At 60.1% G+C, this 22,712-nt stretch carries 29 protein-coding genes; 20 read left to right on the top strand and 9 right to left on the bottom strand.

Annotated elements, in window-relative coordinates:
* Window position 1 precedes the first annotated feature (1 nt).
* From N8H71_RS19350 to recX, 15 genes are all read left to right on the top strand, one after another.
* Window positions 2-1,159, top strand: a complete 1,158-nt coding sequence (locus tag N8H71_RS19350) for a phage tail protein (protein ID WP_262195217.1) — start codon at window positions 2-4, stop codon at window positions 1,157-1,159.
* Window positions 1,156-1,671: a phage tail protein gene (locus N8H71_RS19355; protein WP_262195219.1), complete on the top strand. Its 516-nt coding sequence runs from the start codon at window positions 1,156-1,158 to the stop codon at window positions 1,669-1,671. The genes N8H71_RS19350 and N8H71_RS19355 overlap by 4 nt, the downstream gene beginning before the upstream one ends.
* 127 nt (window positions 1,672-1,798) lie before the next feature.
* On the top strand, window positions 1,799-2,836 hold the full coding sequence (locus N8H71_RS19360) for a phage tail protein (protein ID WP_262195220.1): 1,038 nt from the start codon (window positions 1,799-1,801) through the stop codon (window positions 2,834-2,836).
* 7 nt (window positions 2,837-2,843) lie between these two features.
* The gene (locus N8H71_RS19365; protein ID WP_262195222.1) at window positions 2,844-3,428 is read left to right on the top strand and encodes a tail fiber assembly protein; all 585 of its coding nucleotides are present in this window, start codon (window positions 2,844-2,846) and stop codon (window positions 3,426-3,428) included.
* Between the two features lie 85 nt (window positions 3,429-3,513).
* The gene (locus N8H71_RS19370; protein ID WP_262195223.1) at window positions 3,514-4,440 is read left to right on the top strand and encodes a hypothetical protein; all 927 of its coding nucleotides are present in this window, start codon (window positions 3,514-3,516) and stop codon (window positions 4,438-4,440) included.
* Window positions 4,440-4,907, top strand: coding sequence for a phage tail assembly chaperone (locus tag N8H71_RS19375; protein ID WP_262195224.1), 468 nt, complete (start codon window positions 4,440-4,442; stop codon window positions 4,905-4,907). The genes N8H71_RS19370 and N8H71_RS19375 overlap by 1 nt, the downstream gene beginning before the upstream one ends.
* A gap of 40 nt (window positions 4,908-4,947) precedes the next feature.
* A complete protein-coding gene (locus N8H71_RS19380; RefSeq protein WP_262195226.1) occupies window positions 4,948-5,844 on the top strand; it encodes a gp53-like domain-containing protein in 897 nt (298 codons plus the stop codon).
* Window positions 5,845-6,291 carry a phage tail assembly chaperone gene (locus N8H71_RS19385; RefSeq protein ID WP_262195227.1) on the top strand — a complete coding sequence of 149 codons (447 nt, stop codon included), beginning with the start codon at window positions 5,845-5,847 and terminating at the stop codon, window positions 6,289-6,291.
* Between the two features lie 18 nt (window positions 6,292-6,309).
* Window positions 6,310-7,470, top strand: a complete 1,161-nt coding sequence (locus N8H71_RS19390; protein WP_262195228.1) for a hypothetical protein — start codon at window positions 6,310-6,312, stop codon at window positions 7,468-7,470.
* Window positions 7,470-7,724, top strand: a complete 255-nt coding sequence (locus N8H71_RS19395; protein ID WP_262195229.1) for a hypothetical protein — start codon at window positions 7,470-7,472, stop codon at window positions 7,722-7,724. Before N8H71_RS19390 ends, N8H71_RS19395 begins: the two co-directional genes overlap by 1 nt.
* Before the next feature lie 33 nt (window positions 7,725-7,757).
* A complete protein-coding gene (locus tag N8H71_RS19400; protein WP_262195231.1) occupies window positions 7,758-8,321 on the top strand; it encodes a glycoside hydrolase family 19 protein in 564 nt (187 codons plus the stop codon).
* Window positions 8,303-8,833: a lysis protein gene (locus N8H71_RS19405; protein ID WP_262195233.1), complete on the top strand. Its 531-nt coding sequence runs from the start codon at window positions 8,303-8,305 to the stop codon at window positions 8,831-8,833. Before N8H71_RS19400 ends, N8H71_RS19405 begins: the two co-directional genes overlap by 19 nt.
* A gap of 68 nt (window positions 8,834-8,901) precedes the next feature.
* Window positions 8,902-9,402 carry a CinA family protein gene (locus N8H71_RS19410; protein ID WP_262195235.1) on the top strand — a complete coding sequence of 167 codons (501 nt, stop codon included), beginning with the start codon at window positions 8,902-8,904 and terminating at the stop codon, window positions 9,400-9,402.
* A gap of 83 nt (window positions 9,403-9,485) precedes the next feature.
* On the top strand, window positions 9,486-10,544 hold the full coding sequence (gene recA / locus N8H71_RS19415) for a recombinase RecA (RefSeq protein WP_085683314.1): 1,059 nt from the start codon (window positions 9,486-9,488) through the stop codon (window positions 10,542-10,544).
* An 8-nt stretch (window positions 10,545-10,552) separates the two neighbouring features.
* Entirely contained in the window at window positions 10,553-11,023 is a 471-nt protein-coding gene (gene recX, locus N8H71_RS19420; protein WP_262195236.1) for a recombination regulator RecX, read from the top strand.
* Window positions 11,024-11,089: 66 nt separating this feature from the next.
* On the opposite strand, the gene N8H71_RS19425 is transcribed toward recX, so the two are convergent.
* Window positions 11,090-12,208, bottom strand: a complete 1,119-nt coding sequence (locus tag N8H71_RS19425) for a TIGR00730 family Rossman fold protein (RefSeq protein ID WP_262195237.1) — start codon at window positions 12,206-12,208, stop codon at window positions 11,090-11,092.
* Between the two features lie 353 nt (window positions 12,209-12,561).
* On the opposite strand from N8H71_RS19425, the gene N8H71_RS19430 reads away from it, so the two are divergent.
* Complete coding sequence (locus N8H71_RS19430; RefSeq protein ID WP_262195238.1) at window positions 12,562-12,756, top strand: hypothetical protein; 195 nt, start codon at window positions 12,562-12,564, stop codon at window positions 12,754-12,756.
* On the opposite strand, the gene N8H71_RS19435 is transcribed toward N8H71_RS19430, so the two are convergent.
* Window positions 12,757-13,182, bottom strand: a complete 426-nt coding sequence (locus N8H71_RS19435; RefSeq protein ID WP_064593873.1) for a PA3611 family quorum-sensing-regulated virulence factor — start codon at window positions 13,180-13,182, stop codon at window positions 12,757-12,759.
* A gap of 189 nt (window positions 13,183-13,371) precedes the next feature.
* On the opposite strand from N8H71_RS19435, the gene N8H71_RS19440 reads away from it, so the two are divergent.
* The 3 genes from N8H71_RS19440 (at window position 13,372) to N8H71_RS19450 (ending at window position 15,428) form a co-directional block, all read left to right on the top strand.
* Window positions 13,372-14,115: a tRNA-uridine aminocarboxypropyltransferase gene (locus N8H71_RS19440; RefSeq protein WP_262195239.1), complete on the top strand. Its 744-nt coding sequence runs from the start codon at window positions 13,372-13,374 to the stop codon at window positions 14,113-14,115.
* Between the two features lie 224 nt (window positions 14,116-14,339).
* Window positions 14,340-14,990 carry a response regulator transcription factor ErdR gene (erdR, locus tag N8H71_RS19445; RefSeq protein ID WP_262195241.1) on the top strand — a complete coding sequence of 217 codons (651 nt, stop codon included), beginning with the start codon at window positions 14,340-14,342 and terminating at the stop codon, window positions 14,988-14,990.
* Between the two features lie 75 nt (window positions 14,991-15,065).
* On the top strand, window positions 15,066-15,428 hold the full coding sequence (locus N8H71_RS19450) for a diacylglycerol kinase (RefSeq protein WP_003222276.1): 363 nt from the start codon (window positions 15,066-15,068) through the stop codon (window positions 15,426-15,428).
* On the opposite strand, the gene N8H71_RS19455 is transcribed toward N8H71_RS19450, so the two are convergent.
* The gene (locus N8H71_RS19455; protein ID WP_007954941.1) at window positions 15,425-16,351 is read right to left on the bottom strand and encodes a LysR family transcriptional regulator; all 927 of its coding nucleotides are present in this window, start codon (window positions 16,349-16,351) and stop codon (window positions 15,425-15,427) included. The genes N8H71_RS19450 and N8H71_RS19455 overlap by 4 nt on opposite strands.
* A 144-nt stretch (window positions 16,352-16,495) precedes the next feature.
* On the opposite strand from N8H71_RS19455, the gene fpr reads away from it, so the two are divergent.
* Window positions 16,496-17,275, top strand: a complete 780-nt coding sequence (fpr, locus tag N8H71_RS19460; protein ID WP_007908723.1) for a ferredoxin-NADP reductase — start codon at window positions 16,496-16,498, stop codon at window positions 17,273-17,275.
* A gap of 157 nt (window positions 17,276-17,432) precedes the next feature.
* On the opposite strand, the gene tsaA is transcribed toward fpr, so the two are convergent.
* The 6 genes from tsaA to rimO all read right to left on the bottom strand — a co-directional run bounded on the left by tsaA (window position 17,433) and on the right by rimO (window position 22,660).
* Window positions 17,433-18,131, bottom strand: a complete 699-nt coding sequence (gene tsaA, locus N8H71_RS19465; RefSeq protein ID WP_262195243.1) for a tRNA (N6-threonylcarbamoyladenosine(37)-N6)-methyltransferase TrmO — start codon at window positions 18,129-18,131, stop codon at window positions 17,433-17,435.
* 157 nt (window positions 18,132-18,288) lie between these two features.
* A complete protein-coding gene (locus N8H71_RS19470) occupies window positions 18,289-19,059 on the bottom strand; it encodes an SDR family oxidoreductase (RefSeq protein ID WP_085683311.1) in 771 nt (256 codons plus the stop codon).
* A 127-nt stretch (window positions 19,060-19,186) separates the two neighbouring features.
* Window positions 19,187-19,654: a DUF1456 family protein gene (locus tag N8H71_RS19475; protein WP_007954948.1), complete on the bottom strand. Its 468-nt coding sequence runs from the start codon at window positions 19,652-19,654 to the stop codon at window positions 19,187-19,189.
* A gap of 73 nt (window positions 19,655-19,727) precedes the next feature.
* Window positions 19,728-20,438: an rRNA pseudouridine synthase gene (locus N8H71_RS19480; protein ID WP_262195245.1), complete on the bottom strand. Its 711-nt coding sequence runs from the start codon at window positions 20,436-20,438 to the stop codon at window positions 19,728-19,730.
* A 192-nt stretch (window positions 20,439-20,630) separates the two neighbouring features.
* Window positions 20,631-21,104, bottom strand: a complete 474-nt coding sequence (locus N8H71_RS19485) for a GNAT family N-acetyltransferase (protein WP_085605315.1) — start codon at window positions 21,102-21,104, stop codon at window positions 20,631-20,633.
* Window positions 21,105-21,322: 218 nt separating this feature from the next.
* Window positions 21,323-22,660, bottom strand: coding sequence for a 30S ribosomal protein S12 methylthiotransferase RimO (rimO, locus tag N8H71_RS19490; RefSeq protein WP_085712910.1), 1,338 nt, complete (start codon window positions 22,658-22,660; stop codon window positions 21,323-21,325).
* Window positions 22,661-22,712 lie beyond the last annotated feature (52 nt).

The raw sequence follows: 22,712 nt of genomic DNA on the forward strand, positions 1-22,712 counted from the left end.
AATGGATTATCCGAAGAGTGTCCCCAGCGCCGGTCTGGTGAACGGGAAATTTATCGATGAAAACCCGTTGACCGGGACGCCCGGGTCGCTGATCCCCGCTGACTGGGGCAACGGTGTTACGCAAGAAATCATCAATGTGATCAAGGCCGGGGATCTGACCCCGGACGAGAAGAAATACGATCAGTTGCTTCAGGCGATTCAGAGCGTTTCGGCCAAGGGCTGGAATCAGGATCTGGCGTTGCCGCTGGCAGCGTTGCCGTTGCCGACCGTGGCCACGGCGGATGCCCGGATGCCGATCACACCGGCTGCCGCATCGACCAGTGGCGGGCGGGTGTCGGTGCCGGCGGGGGTCTACGTCAGCATCGGTCAGGAAGTGGTGGCTGGTCAGCTGGGGCGTTCTCGCACGTGTCTGACGACAGCCTGGAGCAGCGCTGACCTTTTGCCCAGCTCCCACTACTTTCTGCGTGCACAGGTGATCGGCGGTGTGCTGAGTTTCTATACCCAACGCGGAACGATTTACGACATCACACCTGATTCGCTGAAAGGGACAATCAACGGCGCTGCCGGTGGCGGTTTCCAGAGTTCGGTGCTGGATATGTGCCTGGCCTGGGTTGTGACCGGCGCTCCGGGCTCCGTGCCGACCGTGCGTGCGATCTACAACCGGGCACGCCTGACCTGGACGCAAACCGTCAACGGCACCGGTGCGGTGTTTCTGCCGCTCGATCCGCATGCACGTGCTGCACGGTTGATCGTGGGTAACCCGACGCCTTCGTCGACTGCTGTCACCACTCTTGGGTTTCCGGGTACTGGGTGGGCAGGGGGTAACTACAGCTACCTGTCACCGATTGCATCGGTTCCTTCCAACAACGCAGGTGGCTGGAATCCCGCTACGGTTTACCCCTGCACGCTGTTTAGCAATAACGTGCTCAATGACGTGACTGTTTCGACGTTGTCCGCGAGTTTTGACCACACTCAATTGCGCTCTCTCTGGCAGAGCTACCAGGCGGAGCACACTTTGGGACAGGTCATTGCCGACAGCGATGAACTGTTGCTGAGCATGGGTATCAAGAGCCATCCGGTGACCGACTACAGCGTCGGTATTCCGATCAACTTTGGTGAAGCTGTAAACGTTCAGCTGTCGTGGGAGCTTATTCGATGATCGTCATTCAGGAACTCCATCAGATCGATGGCGAGTTGCGTCCCGCGCAGCCGTCCGCTGACCATGACTGGAACGGCGAGCAATGGCTCCTCAACTCCGAGAAAGTCACGCTGCTGGAGCAACAGGAGTCAGAGCGTCTGTGTGCCCGGATCGATGCTGTCGCCGACAGTGCACGCACCGCACTGGCCGGCGATCCGCTCAAAGCCCTGGAATACGCCCAGGCTGCCATTGACGCTCAGGCCTTTCAGGACGCCGGTTACCCGAAAAAGGAAGTGCCTCTGTCCGTCGCCGCGTGGGTCGCCAAGGGCCGTTCGGCGAAACAGTCCGCCGAGCAGATTCTCGACAAGGCCTCTCAGCTCAGCGACAGCCTGTTGACCCTGCGCACCTTGCGCTTGAAAGCCAAGACCCAGATTCGCGCTTATGCAAGCAAGGGTCAGATGGATCAGGCCCGGACTACCGCCGATGAGGCGTTGCTGGCCATTCGTGAACTGACGGCCAACCCGGCCGCGTAATCGCAGCCCGCCGGACCCAAGCCCACTTTGTCGTGGGCTTTTTGTTTTCAGGAGCCGAAGCGTTGCTCCGTTGCGCATGCCAGCGCACAGCCACATTTCATTTGTCTTTACTCAGGAACGAATTTCAATGGACTACCCAAAAAGCGTCCCCAGTGTCGGTCTGGTCGACGGCCGGTTTGTCGATGAAAACCCGGTCGCGGGAACGCCGGGTTCTTTGATCCCGGCTGTGTGGGGCAATGCGGTGACAGAGGAAATCCTCAATGTTGTCACTGCAGCGGGACTTACTCCTGCTGAAGGTGACAACCGGCAATTACTCAAAGCCTTGCAATCGCTGTTGGCACTGGCTAGCCCGATGGCAACGTCAGTCACCAGCGTGTCGGCCTCCAAAGCGCTGGCTGCAAATGAACTCGGACTACTGCTGGTCAACGCAAGCAGTGGTGCGACCACTATCAGCCTGCCGCCATCGAACCTCACATTGGGGGTTCGCGATGTCATCGTGCGTCGGGTCGACAACTCGACGTCGCGATTGGCAGTGCGTGCTTCGGGCACCGACACAATCAGATTTCACACCCACCTGGCCGCTGCCGGCTATCCCTTTTTTGTGCTGATGGGCTCGGGTGACTGGTGGCATTTGCGCAGTGATGGCGCTGGCAGCTGGTGGCCGGTCGGACGGTTCGACGGCACACCTTTGGGCCGGACTGTCTTCGAGACGACGGCACTGCTCAACCCTGGAGGATACGGTCCGCTTAACGGAGCGGTATTCAGTCGCAGCGACTGGCCGTGGTTGTGGGATCACGCACAACAATCCGGCGCACTGACTACCGAGGCTGCGAGGGTTGGGGCTGAAGGCGGCTGGACCAGCGGAGACGGCGCGTTGACTTTTCGCGGGCCGGAGGGTCGAGGTGAATTCATCAGGGTGTGTGATGAAGGGCGCGGGATTGATGCCGGCCGCTCGATTGGCAGTTGGCAGGTCGACATGTTCCGCGCTCATCGGCACGAACTCAAAAGCGACATGCTCGGGGTCCCGCTGGTGTCAGCACAGAACGCGGCGCCTGACGCCTTGTTCAATCAGGCCAACATCAGTCTCGGGTTTACCGAAAACACGGGCGGCTCCGAAACCCGCCCGCGAAACATGGCCTATCCGGGCCGCATCAAATTGATATGAGGTGTTCATGACTTACTACTACGTGTTTGACGAAACGACCCGAGAAATTAACGGCCCTGTCGAATTGCCGTTTGTTCCGGGTATCGGTACCCAGTTACCGGGCAATGCATTTGAATTGCCGGAAATGTTGCCTCCCGCCGAGCCTGGCCATGTCTGGGTCTGGCGAGATGGCGCAGCATTGCAATTGATCGATCTGCGCAATCGCCTGGTTTATCGCAAAGACAGTGGCATTCCTCTCTACTGGAACGAACTCGGTCCGCTGCCCGATTACCTGACGGCCATACCGCGACCTGGCGAATATTACGTCTGGGGCACCGATGACTGGGTGCTCGATGCCGCCGCTCAGCGCGAGGGTCAGGTTTACGAGGCCAATGTCGAACGTGACAAACGTCTGCGCGACGTGGTCATTCGAGTTGCGCCTCTGCAATACGCCTATGAGTTGGGCGAGGCTGCCAGCGATCAATTGACCGCTCTGCAAGCCTTGAAGCGCTACACCGTCAAATTGGCGCAAATTGAGCTGCAAACGGGTTATCCGTCGACCATCGACTGGCCTGTTGCGCCTGCAAGATTTGTTGTCTCGCCCGCTGTCTGACTGCCCCCCCCCACCCTCTATCAACCTTACAGGCGGCCAGGTGCTGTCAGCATTCGGCTGCCTGTAAAACATCGGAAGTGTTGACGTGGACTATCCCAAAAGCATCCCCGGCGTCGGCCTGGTCAACGGCGGTTTTGTCGATGAAAACCCACTTGCCGGAACGCCGGGTTCGTTGATCCCGGCTGCCTGGGGCAACAGCGTGACTCAAGAAATTCTCAACGCCATCAAGGCAGCCGGACTGACGCCGGACGAGGTCGATACACATCAGTTGGCGGCTGCCATTGGGGCTGCGGTCGACTTCACCAAAATGAAAAATACCCCGACCACCCTGGCGGGCTACGGCATCACCGATGCAGTGGGGCGGTTGCTGGCGGTCCGACAGATCGAGACGGTCGGGATCACGGTTTACCGCCCCAACCCCAATGCGAAAAGGATTCGCGTCCGGCTGGTCGGCGCGGGAGGTTCCGGAGGGGGATGTGCACCTGTCGAGGTGAGCACTCTGCGAATTGGCGGAGGAGGTGGCGCCGGCGCCTATGCGGAAGGTCTGTACGACGTGACAACGGACATGCTTGCCGGCGTGCCTGTCACGCTGGGCGCCGGTGGCGCGTCCCGCACTGTGGCTGGTTTGGCGGGCGGCGGCGCTTCATTCGGCTCTTTGATGAGTGCTGCCGGTGGCGCTGGCGGACAGATTCTGGCTGTCGCCGTGGGACCTACGGCGAACGGCTTCGTCCAGGGCGGCCCCGGTGGGCAGGTGGTCACGGGCGGCAATCTGACCAACGCCCGCGGCATGAGCGGTGGGTTCGCAATGTTCAACAACAATTGGGGCGTGCTTTCCGGCACCGGGGGTGCCAGCCCGTTCGATGGCGGCGCGTCGTCCACCGGTGTCAACGGTAATGGCTATGCGGGGGTTCGAGGTTCCGGAGGTGGAGGTACCTGCTCCAACAACACCTCCGTGTCGTTTCTGAGCGGTGCCGGCGGCAACGCTTTCTGTGAAATCTGGGAGTACGCGTAATGGTCATGTATGCACGCATTGAAAACGGTGTTGCGATCGAGGTGATCGACACCGGTGACTACGCGATCGACCAACTGTTCGCGCCTGCTTTTGTCGCTGCGATGGTGCAGGTGCCTGAGGGTGTCGATGTCGAAATCGGTGCGCCGATGGCGGAGGCGGCTTCTGTTATCGAGCCTTCGCGCGAGCCGCAAACTCCTGTCTTAACCCAGCCTCCCACGATCGAGGACAACGAGCCTCTGACGGCAGAGCGCGTCTGGCGCCAGACCGCACTCGCAGCCACCGAATGGCAAGTCACCCGCCACCGCGACGAGCAGGAACTGGGACGGGGAACAACGCTCAAGGCCCAGCAATACCTGGAGCTGCTCGAGTACCGCCAGGCGTTGCGCGATTGGCCTGGTATTGGCGCATTTCCGTCATCCGTTTCGCGGCCATCAGCGCCGCAGTGGTTGGTCGGCCAGATTGGCTGAGGCCCTCACGCACCCATGTATTCAGATAAGGAGATAAACCGTGGACTACCCCAATAGTGTTCCCAGCGCAGGACTGGTGAACGGCAAGTTTGCCGATGAAGACCCGGTCACCGGCAAGCCGGGATCCTTGATTCCGGCTAGCTGGGGCAATGGCATCACTCAGGAGCTGCTGACGGTCATCCAGGCCGCTGGCCTCACGCCGTCCGAGACTCGAACCGATCAAGTGTTGACGGCATTGCGCAGCAACAAGCTGTTTGCGACCCCACCGCAGTTCGACAACAGTCAGACGGTCGCCACTACCGCATTCGTGAGTCGCAGCGGTCTGCAGTTTTCCGGCTTCGTGTCGTATGCGGTCAGCACGGCTCTGACGGCAGCCAACGTGGGGGGCATCGTCAGTTTCGCAAGTGCAACACCCATTACCGCAACCTTGCCGACCATAGCCGGAGTTGCCCATGCCAGCACTTTGCATATCGCCAATGCCGGCAATGGTGTCCTGACGATCAATCCGTTTGGCTCTGAGGTCATTGAAACCAGTAACGGCACGTTCGGGGCACTCAATCTCGGCATCGGTGATTCGGCACAACTGGTCAAACTGAGCGGGCAATGGCGCCTGTATGGGGGCTCGATCAGTGATCGATATGCGGCGGCTCATTCTGGCGTTTATGGCAATGTTGGCTATCAGCGCTTTCCCAGCGGCAACATCGATCAATGGGGAGTAGGCACGACTGATGCCAACGGTGATGTCTACGTCACTTTCCCCATCGCATTCCCGACAACATTTTCATCGATTGTCGCCATGCATTCGGGTGGCGATGCAGCCATGGTCATTCAGTACGCCGGATCGGGAACCAAAACAGGATGCCGTTTGAGGCTCCGCAGCTACAACGGGGCTGTCTCGCCAAACTGGGGCATCAATTATTTTGCAAAGGGCTACTGAATGAACCCGTTCAATGTGTTGTTCAGCGCAAGTACCCGGGGCGCTTATGTACCCGGTATCAATGTCTCGGATATTCCCGACGATGTGATCGAAATTCCCCAGGCGTACTGGATCTCCCTGTTGCAGCAATTGGCCGTCTCGCCAAAGGTGATTGGCGTCAATAACGGCAACGGGTTTCCGATTCTGGTGGATCCACCGCCACCGAGTCCCGAAGAAGCAGCCGATATCGAACGCCATTGGCGCACGGCGCAACTGGCCGCGACCGACGGTCTGGTGGCCCGCGATCGCGATGAGCTGGAGGACGGCGGTGGCACCACACTGACTACCGAGCAATATGCCGAACTGCAAACGTTTCGGCGGGCGTTGCGGGACTGGCCACAGGCGTCGTTTTTCCCGTTCAGCGAGCATCGTCCGGCGGCGCCGCGCTGGTTGGCCTCGGCACTCTAGTGGATCAAGGAAACTGAAATGGATTATCCGAAAAGCGTTCCCGGCATTGGGCTGGTGAACGGCAAGTTCGTCAATGAAGACGTTGTCGGTGGTTTGCCGGGGTCGCTGATTCCCGCGACCTGGGGCAACGGTGTCACCGATGAGTTGTTGAATGTCGTCAAGTCTGCGGGCCTTGAGCCGAGCGAAAGCGATGCGACGCAGTTGCTGCAGGCGATCAGGAAAATCAGCCAGGCAGGGGAAGACAAGCATGCAGCGGATATTGGTGCTGCCAATCTCTACATGGCCAATTATGCGCCGGCCATCAGCGGGTTGAAGGACGGCCTTGTTCTGCGTTTTACAGCGGCCAATGCCAATACCGGAGCGAGTACGTTTGCGCCGAATGGGCTTCAGCCCAAACCTCTGTTGAGTCTGGCGTCGAGTGCGTTGCGACCTTCCGAAATTGTCGGTGGCAGTTTGTGTTCGGTGGTGTATAGCGCGGCGCTGGACAGTTGGTTGCTGGTCTACGCGAGTGGTGGCAACGCCAATAGTGGTCGACTGTTGGGAATTAAAACGATCACTTCGTCCGGTGTTTATGTACCGACGACGGGGATGAAGAATGTGCTGGTCAAGGTGTTGGGTGGCGGTGGAGGCAGCGCTGGTATTGCAGCAACCAACGGCAGTCAGGTTTCGATTGCTGGAGGCGGGGCCTCGGGCAGTTATGCCGAGGCCTGGCTTTCCGCCGCTGTCATGGGTGTCAGTCAAGTCATTACCGTGGGTGCAAAAGGTGCAGCGGGACCTGTCGGAGGCAGCGGGGGGCCGGGTGGTACCAGCTCTATCGGTTCGCTGGTATCTGCACCGGGTGGTGGCGGTTCTCTGTATAGCGAAGCGATCACTGTCAGTAGTTTTGGTCTGTTTACCGGTGGCTACCCGAGCAACACTGCGGTGGGCGGCAACATCGTCAACGCTGCGGGTGCTGCGGGCAGTCCCGGAATAAACGTATCGGGCTCGGCGCTGGCGGGGCATGGCGGCGTTTCACCGTTAGGGGGCGGTGGTTACGGCAGTAGTGTTGCCCTGAGTCAGGCTGCACCGGGAACCGGCTATGGATCAGGCGCTGGCGGCATAGCCAACGCCACCAACCAGCCGAGCAGACCTGGCGGCCCTGGCGCCCCTGGCGTCGTGATCATTTACGAGTACGCCTGATGAAAACCTACGCACGCGTAGTTGAAAACACGGTGGTCGAGCTGTTCTCGACCGATGGAAACATCATCGAGATGTTTCACCCGGATCTGCTCTGGGTCGACATCACCGACGTCACGCCCACGCCCCAAGTCGGCTGGTCGGCGAATTTCGGCACCCTCGGTTGGGTGTTTTCGTCGCCTGAAGAAAGTGCCCCGGAAGGAACCCTGAAAACCCTGGCAAAGAAATGGCTGACCGGTCTCGGCCGCCAGTCGTGATTCAATCGGAGCATCCAGGGAGGATCGAGCATTATGCAAATCACTGAAGACAACCTACTCAACATCATGCCCAACGCCCGCCGCCAAGCGGGCGTTTTTGTTTCACCGCTCAACGATGCCATGGCCCGCCATCGCATCGACACACCCAAACGCATCGCCGCGTTTCTCGCCCAGATCGGACACGAATCGGGGCAGTTGCAGTACGTGCGTGAACTGGGCAACAACCAGTACCTCAGCAAGTACGACACCGGTACGCTGGCCTTGCGATTGGGTAACACGCCCGAGGCCGATGGTGATGGGCAGAAGTATCGCGGGCGCGGGCTGATCCAGATCACCGGCCGCACCAACTATCGCCAGTGTAGCCTCGGGCTGTTCGGTGACGAGCGCTTGCTGGCGCTGCCAGAGCTGTTGGAAAAACCGCAATGGGCGGCCGAGTCCGCCGCGTGGTTCTGGGCGCAGAATGGCCTTAACGCACTGGCGGATCAGGATCAGTTCAACAGCATTACGCGGCGGATCAACGGCGGGTTGAACGGATTGCAGGATCGGCTGGAGCTGTGGGGGCGGGCGAGGGCGGTGCTATGCCTGCCTTCGGTCTGAGCGTCTGGCGGCTGATCGGCCTGGTGCTGCTGGCCGCCGGTTCGGCGACACTGGCCTGGCAGTTTCAGGACTGGCGCTACGGTCGGCAATTGGCCGAGCAGGCGCGGCTGCATGCCGAAGCTCTCAATCAATTGACTCTGACGGCCGCCGCTGCGCAGCAGGCCGAGCAGGACAAACGCTTGGCCCTGGAGCAACGGCTCACGGCCAGTGAACAAACCCACTACCGAGCACTGAACGATGCCCAACGTGATCAGGATCGCCTGCGCGATCGTCTTGCCACTGCTGATCTGCGCCTGTCAGTCCTCATCGACGCAGGCGACGCTGCCCAAGGCTGCGGTGTGCCAGCCACCTCCGGCGCCGGCGGCGTGGATCATGCAGCCGTACGCGCCCGACTTGACCCGGCGCATGCTCGACGAATTGTCGCCATCACCGGGGAAGGCGACCGCGGACTGATCGCCTTGCAGGCCTGTCAGGCCTATATCAGAGCGCTGGCGCCCGAACATTTTGAATAAGCTTGTGTATTGAAAGCGCAACCGGCTCGTGTACGGTGGTACCCATTCCATCCGATCCGGAGCGCGCCGTGAAAGAAATCACCCAACTGGCGGCCGAACTTGGCCGACGTCTGCAATTGCTCAATGCCCACGTCACTACGGCCGAGTCCTGTACCGGTGGCGGAATTGCCGAAGCCATCACCCGCATTCCAGGGAGTTCGGCGTGGTTCGAAGCGGGTTATGTGACCTATTCCAACCGCCAGAAAACCCAGCAGCTGAGTGTACCGATGGAGCTGTTCGGCACCGTGGGTGCGGTCAGTCGCGAGGTGGTCGAGGCCATGGTGCGCGGCGCCCAGGAGAAAAGCCTGGCGCGATTTGCCGTGGCGGTCAGCGGCGTGGCCGGGCCGGATGGTGGTTCGCCGAACAAACCGGTGGGCACCGTCTGGCTGGCGTGGGGTGTGGGCGACCAGGTTTCCAGCGAGGTCCAGCACTTCCCCGGCAACCGCGACGAAGTCCGCCGACAAACGGTGAAGGCCGCGCTAGAGGGCTTGCTGCGACTAGCGGCACGAGAAATCGAAAATCAGGGGTAGGCGATCCGTGAACGCTGTGGAATAATACTGGCTACTTATACAGGTGTTGGCCGTCAGGCCTTATTGATTACGTGAGGACTTTAATGGACGACAACAAGAAGAAAGCCTTGGCTGCGGCCCTGGGTCAGATCGAACGTCAATTCGGCAAGGGTGCCGTAATGCGTATGGGCGATCAGGACCGTCAGGCGATCCCATCCATCTCCACCGGCTCTCTGGGTCTGGACATCGCACTCGGCATCGGCGGCCTGCCAAAAGGTCGTATCGTTGAAATCTACGGTCCTGAATCTTCCGGTAAAACCACACTGACGCTGTCCGTGATCGCCCAGGCTCAAAAAGCCGGCGCGACCTGCGCCTTCGTCGACGCCGAACACGCCCTCGACCCTGAGTACGCCGGCAAACTGGGCGTCAACGTCGACGACCTGCTGGTTTCCCAGCCGGACACCGGCGAACAGGCCCTGGAAATCACCGACATGCTGGTGCGCTCCAATGCCGTTGACGTGATCATCGTCGACTCCGTGGCTGCCCTGGTACCGAAGGCTGAAATCGAAGGCGAAATGGGTGACATGCACGTGGGCCTGCAAGCCCGTCTGATGTCCCAGGCGCTGCGTAAAATCACCGGTAACATCAAGAACGCCAACTGCCTGGTGATCTTCATCAACCAGATCCGCATGAAAATCGGCGTGATGTTCGGTAGCCCGGAAACCACCACCGGTGGTAACGCGCTGAAGTTCTACGCCTCGGTTCGTCTCGACATCCGCCGTACCGGCGCGGTGAAGGAAGGCGACGAAGTGGTCGGCAGCGAAACCCGCGTCAAGGTTGTCAAGAACAAGGTGGCTTCGCCGTTCCGTCAGGCCGAGTTCCAGATTCTCTACGGCAAGGGTATTTACCTGAACGGCGAGATGATCGACCTGGGCGTACTGCACGGTTTCGTCGAGAAGTCCGGCGCTTGGTATGCCTACGAAGGCACCAAGATCGGTCAGGGCAAGGCCAACTCGGCCAAGTTCCTGGCGGACAACCCGGAAGTCGCGGCCAAGCTCGAGAAGCAACTGCGTGACAAACTGCTGTCGCCAGCCGTGATCGCTGACTCCAAGGCTTCTGCGGTCAAAGAGACCGAAGACGACCTGGCTGACGCTGATATCTGATTGCACCGATGACAACCGCCGTACTCGATACCCTCGTCGCGGTGCGGCGAACCGCCATGGACCTGCTCGCACGTCGCGAGCACGGTCGAGTCGAGCTGACGCGCAAACTGCGTCAGCGTGGCGCTCCCCCCGAGATGATCGAAACAGCCCTCGACCGTTTGACGGAAGAAGGGCTGCTTTCCGAAGCCCGTTATCTTGAAAGCTTTGTTTCCTATCGCGCCCGCTCCGGTTACGGCCCACTGCGGATTCGCGAAGAATTGAGCCAGCGCGGTTTGCAACGCGCCGATATCGAACTCGCCCTGCGCGAGAGCGGTATCAACTGGCAGGAGCAGCTAACGGACACGTGGCAACGGAAGTTCTCCGGACAGCTTCCCATCGACGCCAAAGAGAGGGCCAAACAAGGGCGCTTTCTGGCATACAGGGGATTCTCGATGGAGATGATCAACCGCTTGTTCAGCGGTAGAGGAATGGACGATTAAATTGCTCCAGCTTCAATCAAAAAAAACGGCCCGCTATTTCGATAGCGGGCCGTTTTTTTTTTGCCTTCACGTTACCTTCGACGGTTCGCGGGTGCGTTGCGCGGTCCGGGGTTTTGACTGGGCCCAGTTTTCCGGCAGGTTGATGTAGTCCACCAGCTCCCGCAGACGCCCGTGATCCCGGGCGTTGAAGGCGAATGCCAGGCGCGTCAGGTGACTGAATTGAGCTTCGTCGTGCTCTTCGCCGGCATAGGCGTGTTGATGGAACTGGTCGCTCAGGCACAGATCGGCAAACGCTTCCTGCATATGGTCGAGGGCCTGATCGCTCAGCTTGTGGTTCATGCGAATGACAAACTGGCGCTTGAGCCAGCGGCTGGAGTGGAAGTTGCCGTAGAACTGGTTGATCTGCTCCACCGCCTCTTCAACGTTGTAGACCAGGCGTACCAGCTTCAGGTCGGTCGGCAGAATGTAGCGGTTTTCCTCCAGTTGCTGACGGATGAAGTCCAGCGCACCTTGCCAGAAAGTGCCGCCCGGTGCGTCCAGCAGCACCACTGGCACCAAGGGGCTTTTGCCGGTCTGGATCAGCGTGAGCACTTCCAGCGCTTCGTCCAGGGTGCCGAACCCGCCTGGGCACAACACCAGCGCATCGGCTTCCTTGACGAAGAACAGTTTGCGGGTGAAGAAAAAATGGAACGGCAGCAGGTTATTGGTGCCGTCCACGGTGGGGTTGGCATGTTGTTCGAAGGGCAGGGTGATGTTGAATCCCAGGCTGTGATCGCGGCCGGCGCCTTCATGGGCGGCGGCCATGATCCCGCCGCCGGCACCGGTGATGACCATCATGTTCGAGCGGGCCAGCGATGCCCCGAGTTCACGAGCCATGGCGTAAAGGGGATGTTCGACCGGTGTGCGGGCCGAGCCGAATACCGTGACCTTGCGTCGCCCCTTGAACTGTTCAAGTGTGCGAAAGGCCTGCTCCAGTTCGCGCAGGGCCTGCAGGGTGATCTTGGCATTCCAGCGATTGTGGTCTTCCTGGGCCATGCGCAGCACGGTCAGGATCATGTCGCGGTAAATGGGGGAATTCGGGCTGTTGGGTGATACCAGGTTGAGTTGTTCTTCGACCTTGCTGATGAGGTCGTGGCCGCTTTCCTGAAAATGACGGCTGAGCAGGTCATTCGGTTGGTAAGGCATGCAACTTCTCCTTCTGCACAGAGCTTTCGGCCCTGACGTGCGGCGTCAGTGCCGCGCTGCAAGAAAACAAACAGCCGGCAGCTCCTTTCCTGCCGTTAGAAAAATGATCGGGAATACGTTTAATCTAGACCCTCAAAGCATTTTTCGCTCATTGAGCATTACGCCGCAAAGTCTTTGCTGGCAACCGCTTATTGTTGCTTTGCGAAGTGTTTTCACCGCTCGTCCGATGCCACGTCGAGGGTCGAATGCTCTGATTTACTAAGTTAAAGGCGCCGTACGACAACTTTGCGTCAACGACCGTACGCAAGGTGCACGCTATTCAAGGATTTGCGGGTGGCATGGAGGCAGGACACATGACCAGAGTCATTCTGGAGATCGATACGCAGCTGTATCGGTTGTTGAAAGCATCGGCCGAGACCAACCATGTCAGTCTCGAAGAGGAGTGCTGCCAACGCCTGGCGGGAGGGGATCGCCGCTCGCGTTACTTGCAGGCCTTGCTGGCCGAACTGCGCGCCGAGGATGAACAGCGGCGCGCGACGTCGCGATGATTATTTCTTCTTCGCCGGAGCCGCTTTCGGGCAATCCGATTCCTGGTAGCTGGCGGAGCCGATCGCCTTGTTGCTTTTCACTTCGGTGAAGTCGTAACGCATGATCGCGCCCTTGGCCATCAGCTTGCGGTACGACGGGTTGTTGCAGACCGAGGCGCCCAGCTGGAAATACACGGCTTTGGGATCGGCGCGCATTTTGTCGGCGTGGCTCTTTTGCACGCTCAGGTGGTTGACCAGCGTGGTGCCTTCGACGGTGTAGCCCTGATCAAGAATGTCTTCGTTGATCGCCCGTGGCGTGCCGACGCTGCTTTGTGCGGCGACATTGCGCAGCTCTCGGTTCAGATTCTGCTCACTCAGGGATGCAGCCTGAGCGCTGAAGGACGAGGCCAGCAGAATGGCAGCGGTGGGAACGATAAGGCGCAGCATGAAACTCTCCTGGTTCAGTGACTGGTGGTTCGACCAGCCACGTGACTGTGCGTTCAGTGGCGGCGAATTATAGGGGAGCCGGTCGGGAGGGTACAGGCTTGTGCCCGTCGCTCTGGTAAACTGCCGCCCTTTATTGCCCTGCCGAGTGTCGTTCGTGTCGAGTTTTCCTGTCTGCCGGTGCCGCCTGCGATGAATCATGCCCCCAACGCCGTGGCCCGCCTGCGCGATCAGCGCGAGGACGAAGGCATCAAGCCGATCCAGGCCCGTGGTTTTCGCTCCCCGCGCTGCCGCGATTGCCGGGTGATCATCAGCCATTGCCTGTGCGCCTGGCGGCCAACCGTCGATACGCGTTCGGGTGTTTGCCTGATCATGACCGGCAAGGAAGTGTTCAAACCCAGCAATACCGGCTGGTTGATCGCCGACATCGTGCGTGACAACCATGCCTTCATCTGGTCTCGGACCGAGCCCGACGAACAACTGCTGGCGCTGCTGAGCGACCCGCAATGGCAGCCGTATCTGGTGTTTCCCGGCGAGTACGTCGAGCCTTCGCGGGTCACCAACACCGTCAATCTCGATCGCAGCAAGCGTCCGTTGTTCATCTTGCTGGACGCGACCTGGACCGAAGCCCGGAAGATTTTCCGCAAGAGCCCGTATTTCGACCGTTTACCGATCCTGAGCCTGTTGCCCGACAAGCTGTCGCGCTATCGCCTGCGCCGCTCGACCCGCAGCGAGCACCTGTGCACCGCCGAAGTGGCGGCGCTGTGCCTGGAACTGGCCGGCGATTCGGACGCGGCGTCGGCGCTGGATGCCTATTTCGATGTGTTCAGCCAGCATTACCTGGGGGCCAAGCAGCAACTGGACGTCAATGTGTCGACGCCGGCCCACGCTGAATTGCTGCCCTATATCCGAAACGCGGCACCAGTGCCGGCCTGATCCTGGCCCATACTGCTAAAGCAGTGGCCGTGCGGCTTGACCACCTAGGCTTCGCTGGTCATGCTTGGCGCCGATTGGGGTGCGGCCAAGGTTTGAAACGCCGTTTTTGTTCGTGATTGGCGTTGAACGTGCCCCTGTGGATGCCGCTGCCGGGCGGTATCTGGATTTGCTTTGGCACGGCCCGAATGCGCGGGCCGGCCATCAAAAACAGGATCATTTGAAAAATGGCCACATACGACATCCTGATTGCCGATGATCACCCTCTTTTTCGTAGCGCACTGCATCACGCGGTGACGATGGGCCTTGGCCCGGATATACGCATGGTGGAGGTGGCGAGCATCGCCGAACTGGAAGCCCGCCTGACCGAAAAGGCTGACTGGGATCTGGTGCTGCTGGACCTGAACATGCCGGGCGCTTTCGGGTTTTCCGGGCTGGTGATGCTGCGCGGCCAATACCCGCAGATTCCGGTGGTGATGGTTTCGGCCCAGGAAGAAGCCTCGGTGATGGTCAAGTCCCGGGAGTTCGGCGCCAGTGGTTTCATTCCCAAGTCCAGCGACCTCAGCGTGATTCAGGAAGCGGTGCGCAAAGTGCTGGATGGCGATGTGTTCTGGCCGCCCCAGGCGTTCGAAGCCGTCAGCGTTTCGGATGAAGCCAAAGCCGCCAGCGATGGCCTTGCGAGCCTGACGCCGCAGCAGTTCCGGGTGTTGACCATGGTTTGCGAAGGGTTGCTGAACAAGCAGATCGCCTACGAGCTGAGTGTGTCCGAAGCGACCATCAAGGCCCACGTCACGGCGATTTTTCGCAAGTTGAACGTGCGGACCCGGACCCAGGCAGCTTTACTGCTGCAACAACTTGAGTCAATTCCGAGCCAGTAAGCACTGGCGTCTTCACGCTTTTTTGACTTTCGTTGCTCTAGCTTTCCCACTTCTTTTTGGTCGGTTATCTACTTTATGTCACCTTTCAAGGGCCAGACGGGCCTGAAACGCATCCTCAACGCTTCCGGTTACTCGCTGGACGGCCTGCGCGCCGCCTTCACCGGCGAAGCTGCATTCCGCCAGTTGGTGCTGCTAAACGTGGTGCTGATTCCGCTGACGTTTTTCCTCAATGTCAGCCGGGTCGAGCAGGCGTTGCTGATCGCCGTGTGCCTGCTGGCGCTGATCGTCGAGCTGTTGAATTCGGCGGTGGAGGCGGCCATTGACCGCATCTCGCTGGAGTTGCACCCGCTGTCCAAGAACGCCAAGGACATGGGCAGTGCCGCGCAATTCGTGGCACTGAGCATGATCGCCCTGGTGTGGGCGGTGATTCTGCTTTAAGCGATGCTCGGCAGGACGATCTCGTCGCTGCGCTGGACCCCGGCGGTGAAGGCGCGGCACAGGTCGAGGAATTCGCGCATGGCAGAGGTCTGGTACTTCTGCTTGTGCCAGATGAAGTAGAACTGCCGCGCCAGATCCAGATCCGGTGTCTCCACCGGCACCAGGCTGCCGCGACGGAAGGCATCACGCAGTGCCAGACGCGAAATACAGCCAATCCCCAGACCTGATTCCACGGCGCGCTTGATCGCTTCGGTGTGTTCCAGTTCCAGCCGGATGTTCAGCGCACTGCGGTGATGACGCATCGCCTGATCGAAGGTCAGGCGCGTCCCCGAACCCTGTTCCCGCAAAATCCACGCTTCATGGGTCAGTTCCTCCATAGTCGCGCTGCCGCGTTTGGCCAAAGGATGCTGCGGGGCGCAGAACACCACCAGTTCATCCTCGACCCAGCTCTGTACTTCGATGTCAGGGTGGCTGCAATCGCCTTCGATTAGACCCAGATCAATTTCGTAATGAGCCACTTGTTGCACGATATTGGCAGTGTTCTGCACATGCAGCTTCACCTGGCTTTCGGGGTGGCGCTGCATGAAACCGCCGATCAGCAGGGTCGCCAGGTAATTGCCGATGGTCAGGGTCGCGCCCACCGACAGCGAGCCGAAACCGGATTTACCGTTGAGCAGGTCCTCGATTTCCTTGGCCTGATCGAGCATGGCCACCGCTTGCGGCAACAACTGTTTGCCGAGGGCGTTGAGGCTCAGGCGTTTGCCGGCGCGGTCGAACAGCTGGCAGCTGGACTGGCGCTCCAGTTCGGTGATGGAAGTGCTGGCGGCCGATTGCGACAGGTTGAGCAGACCCGCTGCACGGGACACGCTCTCCTGCTGGGCGACAGCGACGAAGACTTGCAGTTGACGAAGAGTAAATCGCATATCGATATAACCGATAACCCTTATCTTAATAATCCAGTTAACAGATATTGTCGGCGCTATTAGAATGCGATGCAATTGCGCACCGTCGGCATTCTTCAACACGAGCCGGGCAGGCGCAGATCAATCTCCAGGAGTCCCACGTACATGAGCAACATGAACCACGAGCGTGTCCTCAGTGTTCATCACTGGAACGACACTCTGTTCAGCTTCAAGTGCACCCGCGATCCGGGCCTGCGCTTCGAGAACGGTCAGTTCGTGATGATCGGCCTGCAACAGCCAAACGGCCGCCCGCTTATGCGCGCTTACTCGATCGCCAGCCCGAACTGGGAAGAGCATCTCGAGTTCTTCAGCATCAAGGTGCAGGACGGTCCGCTGACCTCCCAGCTGCAGCACCTGAAAGAAGGCGACGAGATCATCATCTCGAAAAAACCGACCGGCACCCTGGTGCTGGACGACCTGAACCCGGGCAAGCACCTGTACCTGCTGAGCACCGGCACCGGTCTGGCGCCGTTCATGAGCGTGATCCAGGACCCGGAAACCTACGAGCGCTTCGAGAAAGTGATCCTGGTTCACGGTGTTCGTTACGTCAACGAAGTCGCCTACCGCGAATTCATCACCGAGCATCTGCCGCAGAACGAGTTCTTCGGCGAAGCGCTGCGTGACAAGCTGATCTACTACCCGACCGTGACCCGCGAACCGTTCGAGAATCAGGGCCGTCTGACCGACCTGATGCGCAGCGGCAAGCTGTTCAGCGACATCGGCCTGCCACCGATCAACCCGCAGGACGACCGCGCGATGATCTGCGGCAGCCCGAGCATGCTCGACGAGACCAGCGAAGTGCTCGACAGCTTCGGCCTGAAGATCTCGGCGCGGATGCGCGAGCCGGGTGACTACCTGATCGAGCGCGCATTCGTCGAGAAGTAAGCATATTCAAATCTGTGGGAGCGAGCTTGCTCGCGAATAAGGTGGAACATTCAGCAGTTATGTTGACTGATACGCCGCCTTCGCGAGCAAGCTCGCTCCCACACAAAGAAGCCCGCGTTGCCTGAGAAGGCAACGCGGGCTTTTTCGTTTCCGGGGGTCACGCCTCGGCGGGGATGACTTCCAGAACACGGATCTGCTCCGGCATCGGGTAATGCCAGCGCACGTCCAGATCCCAGAACTGCGCACCGTATTCGCGTTCGGGGGCGGGCGTTTGATACGCCGGACGCGGATCCTGAGCCAGGCATTGTTCAATCAACTCGACCAGCGGCTCGGCCAGACGCTGAGCGTGCGTGTGCGCCTGTTGCAGCGCCGCGTCCGTCCACTGCACGTCGATCAGATGCGGCGCGGCACTGGCGATGCTGTTGGAGGCGTCAGTAATGATGTCGGCGTACGGCACGTAAGGTTTGATGTCGAGAATCGGCGTGCCGTCCAGCAGGTCGATGCCGGAGATGAACAGACGATTGGCCTCGACCTTGTCTAGCTTCACCACCGACTGGCCGATGCCGTTCGGCCGGTGCGTGGCGCGGGTGGCGAACACGCCCATGGACTTGTTGCCACCGAGGCGCGGAGGGCGGACTTTGAGACGCGGCTTGTCTTCCAGCGCCTGATGAAACAGGAACAGCAGCCAGACATGACTGACCTGCTCCAGCCCCTGCACCGCATCGCCCTGATCGAACGGCGCCACCAGTTCCAGCACGCCACGGGCGGCGGGGGCCAGTTGTGGCTGGCGCGGGATGGCGAACTTCTCCTTGAAGCAGGAGCGGACGAAGCCGATGGGGGAGACGCTGTAAGTCATGGTTTGCATTCGAAGCGGAGCAGGGCGGGCATGATAACCCGGCAGGCTTCAGTCTGGTGCTGACAGATCTGGCCTCTTCGCGAGCAGGCTCGCTCCCACAGGGGGAGCGCATTCCAAATGTGGGAGCGAGCCTGCTCGCGAAGGCCGCGCCGCTGATCTACAGACTAAACCCGCCATCCAGCGGAATGATATTCCCGGTCATGTACGCCCCGGCGGTACTCGCCAGGCTGATTGCCAGCGCCGCCATCTCTTCCTCGCGGCCCCAGCGTTTCATCGGGATCAGCGCGGTGTCTTCGGCCAGCGCCTGTTGATCACTGCCGATGTGCTGGGTCATCTTGCTCGGGAAGCGCCCCGGCGCAATCACATTGACATTGATGTGCTGGCTCACAAGCTCCCGGGCGAGAATTCGCGACAGTTGATGCAGAGCTGCCTTGCTCGGCCCGTAGGCGTAGGCCTGTTCGCCGAAGGAAGAAATCCCCGCCACCGAGCCGATGTTGATGATTCGCGCTGGATTGGCCGCCGACCCGGATTTGCGCAGCAACGGCAGAAACTGCTGGATGCAACTGAACACCGACGTCACGTTGAGCTGCATGACTTTCTCCCAGCCCTTGACCGGGTAGCTCTCCAGCGGCGCGCCCCAGGTGGTGCCGGCGTTGTTCACCAGAATGTCCAGATGAGTGATCTGCTCACCCAACCGAGCGGCCAGCTCTTTCACGCCTTCTTCCGTCGCCAGGTTCGCCGCTACGCCATGACAAGTGCCCAGAGCACTGAGTTCTTCAGCGGTTTGATGACAGGCTTCAGCGTCACGGGAGCAGACGTACACGCGGGCGCCGGCTTCGACATAAGCCTTGGCGATCATTTTGCCGATACCACGGGTGCCGCCGGTCACCAGAGCGGTGCGGCCTTGCAGGGAGAAATACGGATGCATGGCGAATCCTGAGGGCTAGGGTTCAGTACACCCTAGTCGCCGGCCGCGAAAAGCGGAGCCACTATTTTTGGAGGGAATGGAGCGCCATGCATGAAAACGGCGACCGAAGTCGCCGTGATCGAGTGGGTCAACCGCGAACGCGCAGGGTCAGGCCCTTGAGGAAGTTGCGCAGCAACTGATCGCCGCACGGGCGGTAGTTGGTGTGGCCGACCTTGCGGAACAGCGCGCTCAGTTCAGGCTTGGACACCGGGAACTCAGCGGCTTTGAGGATCGCGTGCATGTCGTCTTCTTTCAGTTCGAAGGCCACGCGCAGCTTTTTCAGGATGATGTTGTTGGTCACTGGCAATTCGATCGGCAGCGGCGGACGGCTTTCGTCCTTGCCGCGCTTGAAGATCACCAGACCGTCGAGGAAGTGCGCGATGACTTCGTCCGGGCAACGCACGAAACCTTCTTCGTCTTCTTCCTTCTTGTCGAGGTACGTCACGACATCGGCAAGCGTGACGTCCAGGCCGCCGAGTTTGATGATCTCGACCACTTTCTTGTCGCTGATGTCGAGCATATAGCGCACGCTGCGCAGAACGTCGTTGTGAACCATGTGTGCAATCCTGATTGTTCGCTGTGGGCATCGCGCGGGAGCGATGCCGGAAATGTAGGGTGGCTGTCGGGCCTTAGAATTTCTCTTTGCCGGACAGGTAGCGCCATTGGCCGACCGGCACCTTGCCGATGGACACGCCGCCGATGCGGATGCGGCGGATGCCGATCACTTTCAGCCCTACCGCTTCGCACAGCTGGGCGATCAGGCCCGGCTGCGGGTTTTTCATGGCGAAGCGCAGACGGTTTTCGCTCTGCCAGCTGGCTTTGACCGGCGGCAATTCGATGCCTTTGACGCGCAGGCCGTGCTGCATGCGGTTCAGGCCGTGTTCCGTCATATCGCCTTCGACTTCGACCACGTATTCCTGCTCGATCTTGGCCGCGTCGGCGGTGAGCTTGCGCAACACCTTCCAGTCCTGGGTGAACACCAGCAGGCCGCTGGCCTTGGGTTGCAGGTCGGCGCTGGCGGTCAGGCGCAGGAAATGCCCGCGCAGCGGACGCTTGCCGTAGCGGTGTTCTTCGCTGAGGGTTTCGGCGTTCAGCGACTGCATGGCGCTGTCGACATCCATGCCGGCCGGCACGTTGAGCAGGAGGGTTACCGGCTCCGGCGCGGTGGCCTTGGCGTCCTTGTCGAGTTCGACTTTCTGGTCGCCGACCTTGAACTGCGGCTCGTCGATGACTTCGCCGTCCACGGTGACCCAGCCGCCCTCGATGAACAGCTCGGCCTCCCGGCGGGAGCAACCGACCAGCTCGATGAGGCGTTTAGAGAGGCGAATCGGGTCAGTCATGACAGGGGCCGTAACAAAAAAGGGGTGGGCATTGTACCTGCCTGGGGCCGGTTAAGCCCGATCGCATTTACAGATGCTGAATTCAATGTGGGAGCGAGCTTGCTCGCGAAGGCGTCCTGTCAGTCTATTTCTGCAGTGGCTGTTGCACCGCATTCGCGAGCAAGCTCGCTCCCACAGTGGTTTTGTTGTGTGTCAGGCATGGTTCGAACGTTGCTGATTCTGGCGCAAACGCATGTGCAACAGCGGATACGGCTGGCCCATGCCATCGACTTCCGAGCGACCGATCACCTCGAACCCTTGCTTGAAGTAAAACCCCAGCGCCTGCGGGTTCTGTTCGTTGACGTCCAGTTCGTCGGCGTTCAGGTGTTCCATGGCGTATTTCAACAGTTTCTTGCCAAGGCCCTGGCCGCGATGGGCGGGGTCGATGAACAGCATTTCGATCTTGCCCGCCGCGACCCCGGCAAACCCGGTGATGCGCTGGTGGCTGTCCCGTGTGCAGATCAGCATCACCGCGTCGAGGTAGCGGGTCAGCACCAGATTCTTCAGCAGCTCGATGTAGGATTCCGGCAGGAAATCATGGGTCGCTCGGACCGAGGCCTCCCAGACCCGGGTCAGTTCCTGATAATCGCTGAGTTTCGGCGTGTGGATGACCGAGTGGTGACGCATGCCCGATAGCCTCTTTGTTGTGGATGAGGGAGTCCTTCCCCTCCCAAACGATAGCCGTAAAAAAGCCCCGCATCTCGTAAAAGAGAGCGGGGCTTTTCAATTCAGAAAAAACATGTGGGAGCGAGCCTGCTCGCGATTGCGTCGTATCAGTCAACGAAAATGTTGAGGGTAAGATCGCATCGTCGGATCGCCGCCCGGAGCAGGCTCGCTCCCACAAGTCAGATCTGTTCGGCCCAGAGGTCGTATTCGTCGGCGTCGGTCACCTTGCACCAGACCTTGTCGCCCGGCTTGAGGTTGCTGCCGTTGTCGATGAACACGTTGCCGTCGATTTCCGGGGCATCGAAGAAGCAGCGGCCGACCGCGCCTTGCTCATCGACCTCGTCCACCAGCACTTCGATCTCGCGGCCGATGCGCATTTGCAGGCGCGCCGAGCTGATTTCCTGCTGGTGCGCCATGAAGCGCTCCCAACGATCCTGCTTGACGTCGTCCGGAACGATGTCGAGGTTCAGGTCATTGGCCGGTGCGCCTTCGACCGGCGAGTACTGGAAGCAGCCGACGCGGTCGAGCTGGGCTTCGGTCAGCCAGTCCAGCAGATACTGGAAGTCTTCTTCGGTTTCGCCGGGGAAGCCGACGATGAAGGTCGAACGGATGATCAGATCCGGGCAGATCTCGCGCCAGTTCTTGATCCGCGCCAGGGTCTTGTCTTCGAACGCCGGGCGTTTCATCGACTTCAGGACTTTCGGGCTGGCGTGCTGGAACGGGATGTCCAGGTACGGCAGGATCTTGCCGGCGGCCATCAGCGGGATCAGCTCGTCGACGTGCGGGTACGGGTAAACGTAGTGCAGACGGACCCAGACGCCGAGGGTGCTCAGCGCTTCGCACAGTTCGGTCATGCGGGTTTTCACCGGCGCGCCGTTCCAGAAACCGGTGCGGTATTTGACGTCAACGCCATAGGCGCTGGTGTCCTGGGAAATCACCAGCAGCTCTTTGACGCCGGATTTGACCAGGCGCTGGGCTTCGTCGAGTACGTCGCCGACCGGACGGCTGACCAGTTTGCCGCGCATCGACGGGATGATGCAGAAGCTGCAGCTGTGGTTGCAGCCTTCGGAAATCTTCAGGTACGCGTAGTGACGCGGGGTCAGCTTGATGCCTTGCGGCGGCACCAGGTCGATCAGCGGGTTGTGATCCTGCTTCGGCGGCACGACTTCGTGCACCGCGTTGACCACTTGCTCGTACTGTTGCGGACCGGTGACGGCCAGCACGCTCGGGTGCACGTCACGGATGTTGCCTTCTTCCACGCCCATGCAGCCGGTCACGATGACCTTGCCGTTTTCCTTGATCGCTTCGCCGATGACTTCCAGCGATTCGGCCTTGGCCGAGTCGATGAAGCCGCAGGTGTTGACCACGACCACGTCGGCGTCCTGATAGGTGGACACCACGTCATAGCCTTCCATGCGCAGCTGGGTCAGGATGCGCTCGGAGTCGACCAGTGCTTTCGGGCAACCCAGAGAAACGAAGCCAACCTTTGGATTGGCCGGCGCAGGAGTGGTGGACATGTCTAACCTCGGTGTTTTGTGACGTCGCTTGCCTGATGGCAGAAGCCGACGG

It is taken from the genome of Pseudomonas koreensis (genome assembly GCF_025447595.1).
Taxonomy (GTDB): domain Bacteria; phylum Pseudomonadota; class Gammaproteobacteria; order Pseudomonadales; family Pseudomonadaceae; genus Aquipseudomonas; species Aquipseudomonas koreensis_H.

What these genes read in the sequence shown, in the direction of transcription:
- N8H71_RS19350 (WP_262195217.1), top strand. Translation starts at nt 2, where the DNA reads ATGGATTATCCGAAGAGTGTCCCCAGCGCCGGTCTGGTGAACGGGAAA.
- N8H71_RS19355 (WP_262195219.1), top strand. Translation starts at nt 1,156, where the DNA reads ATGATCGTCATTCAGGAACTCCATCAGATCGATGGCGAGTTGCGTCCC.
- N8H71_RS19360 (WP_262195220.1), top strand. Translation starts at nt 1,799, where the DNA reads ATGGACTACCCAAAAAGCGTCCCCAGTGTCGGTCTGGTCGACGGCCGG.
- N8H71_RS19365 (WP_262195222.1), top strand. Translation starts at nt 2,844, where the DNA reads ATGACTTACTACTACGTGTTTGACGAAACGACCCGAGAAATTAACGGC.
- N8H71_RS19375 (WP_262195224.1), top strand. Translation starts at nt 4,440, where the DNA reads ATGGTCATGTATGCACGCATTGAAAACGGTGTTGCGATCGAGGTGATC.
- N8H71_RS19385 (WP_262195227.1), top strand. Translation starts at nt 5,845, where the DNA reads ATGAACCCGTTCAATGTGTTGTTCAGCGCAAGTACCCGGGGCGCTTAT.
- N8H71_RS19390 (WP_262195228.1), top strand. Translation starts at nt 6,310, where the DNA reads ATGGATTATCCGAAAAGCGTTCCCGGCATTGGGCTGGTGAACGGCAAG.
- N8H71_RS19395 (WP_262195229.1), top strand. Translation starts at nt 7,470, where the DNA reads ATGAAAACCTACGCACGCGTAGTTGAAAACACGGTGGTCGAGCTGTTC.
- N8H71_RS19400 (WP_262195231.1), top strand. Translation starts at nt 7,758, where the DNA reads ATGCAAATCACTGAAGACAACCTACTCAACATCATGCCCAACGCCCGC.
- N8H71_RS19405 (WP_262195233.1), top strand. Translation starts at nt 8,303, where the DNA reads ATGCCTGCCTTCGGTCTGAGCGTCTGGCGGCTGATCGGCCTGGTGCTG.
- recA (WP_085683314.1), top strand. Translation starts at nt 9,486, where the DNA reads ATGGACGACAACAAGAAGAAAGCCTTGGCTGCGGCCCTGGGTCAGATC.
- recX (WP_262195236.1), top strand. Translation starts at nt 10,553, where the DNA reads ATGACAACCGCCGTACTCGATACCCTCGTCGCGGTGCGGCGAACCGCC.
- N8H71_RS19425 (WP_262195237.1), bottom strand. Translation starts at nt 12,208, where the DNA reads ATGCCTTACCAACCGAATGACCTGCTCAGCCGTCATTTTCAGGAAAGC.
- N8H71_RS19430 (WP_262195238.1), top strand. Translation starts at nt 12,562, where the DNA reads ATGACCAGAGTCATTCTGGAGATCGATACGCAGCTGTATCGGTTGTTG.
- N8H71_RS19435 (WP_064593873.1), bottom strand. Translation starts at nt 13,182, where the DNA reads ATGCTGCGCCTTATCGTTCCCACCGCTGCCATTCTGCTGGCCTCGTCC.
- N8H71_RS19440 (WP_262195239.1), top strand. Translation starts at nt 13,372, where the DNA reads ATGAATCATGCCCCCAACGCCGTGGCCCGCCTGCGCGATCAGCGCGAG.
- erdR (WP_262195241.1), top strand. Translation starts at nt 14,340, where the DNA reads ATGGCCACATACGACATCCTGATTGCCGATGATCACCCTCTTTTTCGT.
- N8H71_RS19450 (WP_003222276.1), top strand. Translation starts at nt 15,066, where the DNA reads ATGTCACCTTTCAAGGGCCAGACGGGCCTGAAACGCATCCTCAACGCT.
- N8H71_RS19455 (WP_007954941.1), bottom strand. Translation starts at nt 16,351, where the DNA reads ATGCGATTTACTCTTCGTCAACTGCAAGTCTTCGTCGCTGTCGCCCAG.
- fpr (WP_007908723.1), top strand. Translation starts at nt 16,496, where the DNA reads ATGAGCAACATGAACCACGAGCGTGTCCTCAGTGTTCATCACTGGAAC.
- tsaA (WP_262195243.1), bottom strand. Translation starts at nt 18,131, where the DNA reads ATGACTTACAGCGTCTCCCCCATCGGCTTCGTCCGCTCCTGCTTCAAG.
- N8H71_RS19470 (WP_085683311.1), bottom strand. Translation starts at nt 19,059, where the DNA reads ATGCATCCGTATTTCTCCCTGCAAGGCCGCACCGCTCTGGTGACCGGC.
- N8H71_RS19475 (WP_007954948.1), bottom strand. Translation starts at nt 19,654, where the DNA reads ATGGTTCACAACGACGTTCTGCGCAGCGTGCGCTATATGCTCGACATC.
- N8H71_RS19480 (WP_262195245.1), bottom strand. Translation starts at nt 20,438, where the DNA reads ATGACTGACCCGATTCGCCTCTCTAAACGCCTCATCGAGCTGGTCGGT.
- N8H71_RS19485 (WP_085605315.1), bottom strand. Translation starts at nt 21,104, where the DNA reads ATGCGTCACCACTCGGTCATCCACACGCCGAAACTCAGCGATTATCAG.
- rimO (WP_085712910.1), bottom strand. Translation starts at nt 22,660, where the DNA reads ATGTCCACCACTCCTGCGCCGGCCAATCCAAAGGTTGGCTTCGTTTCT.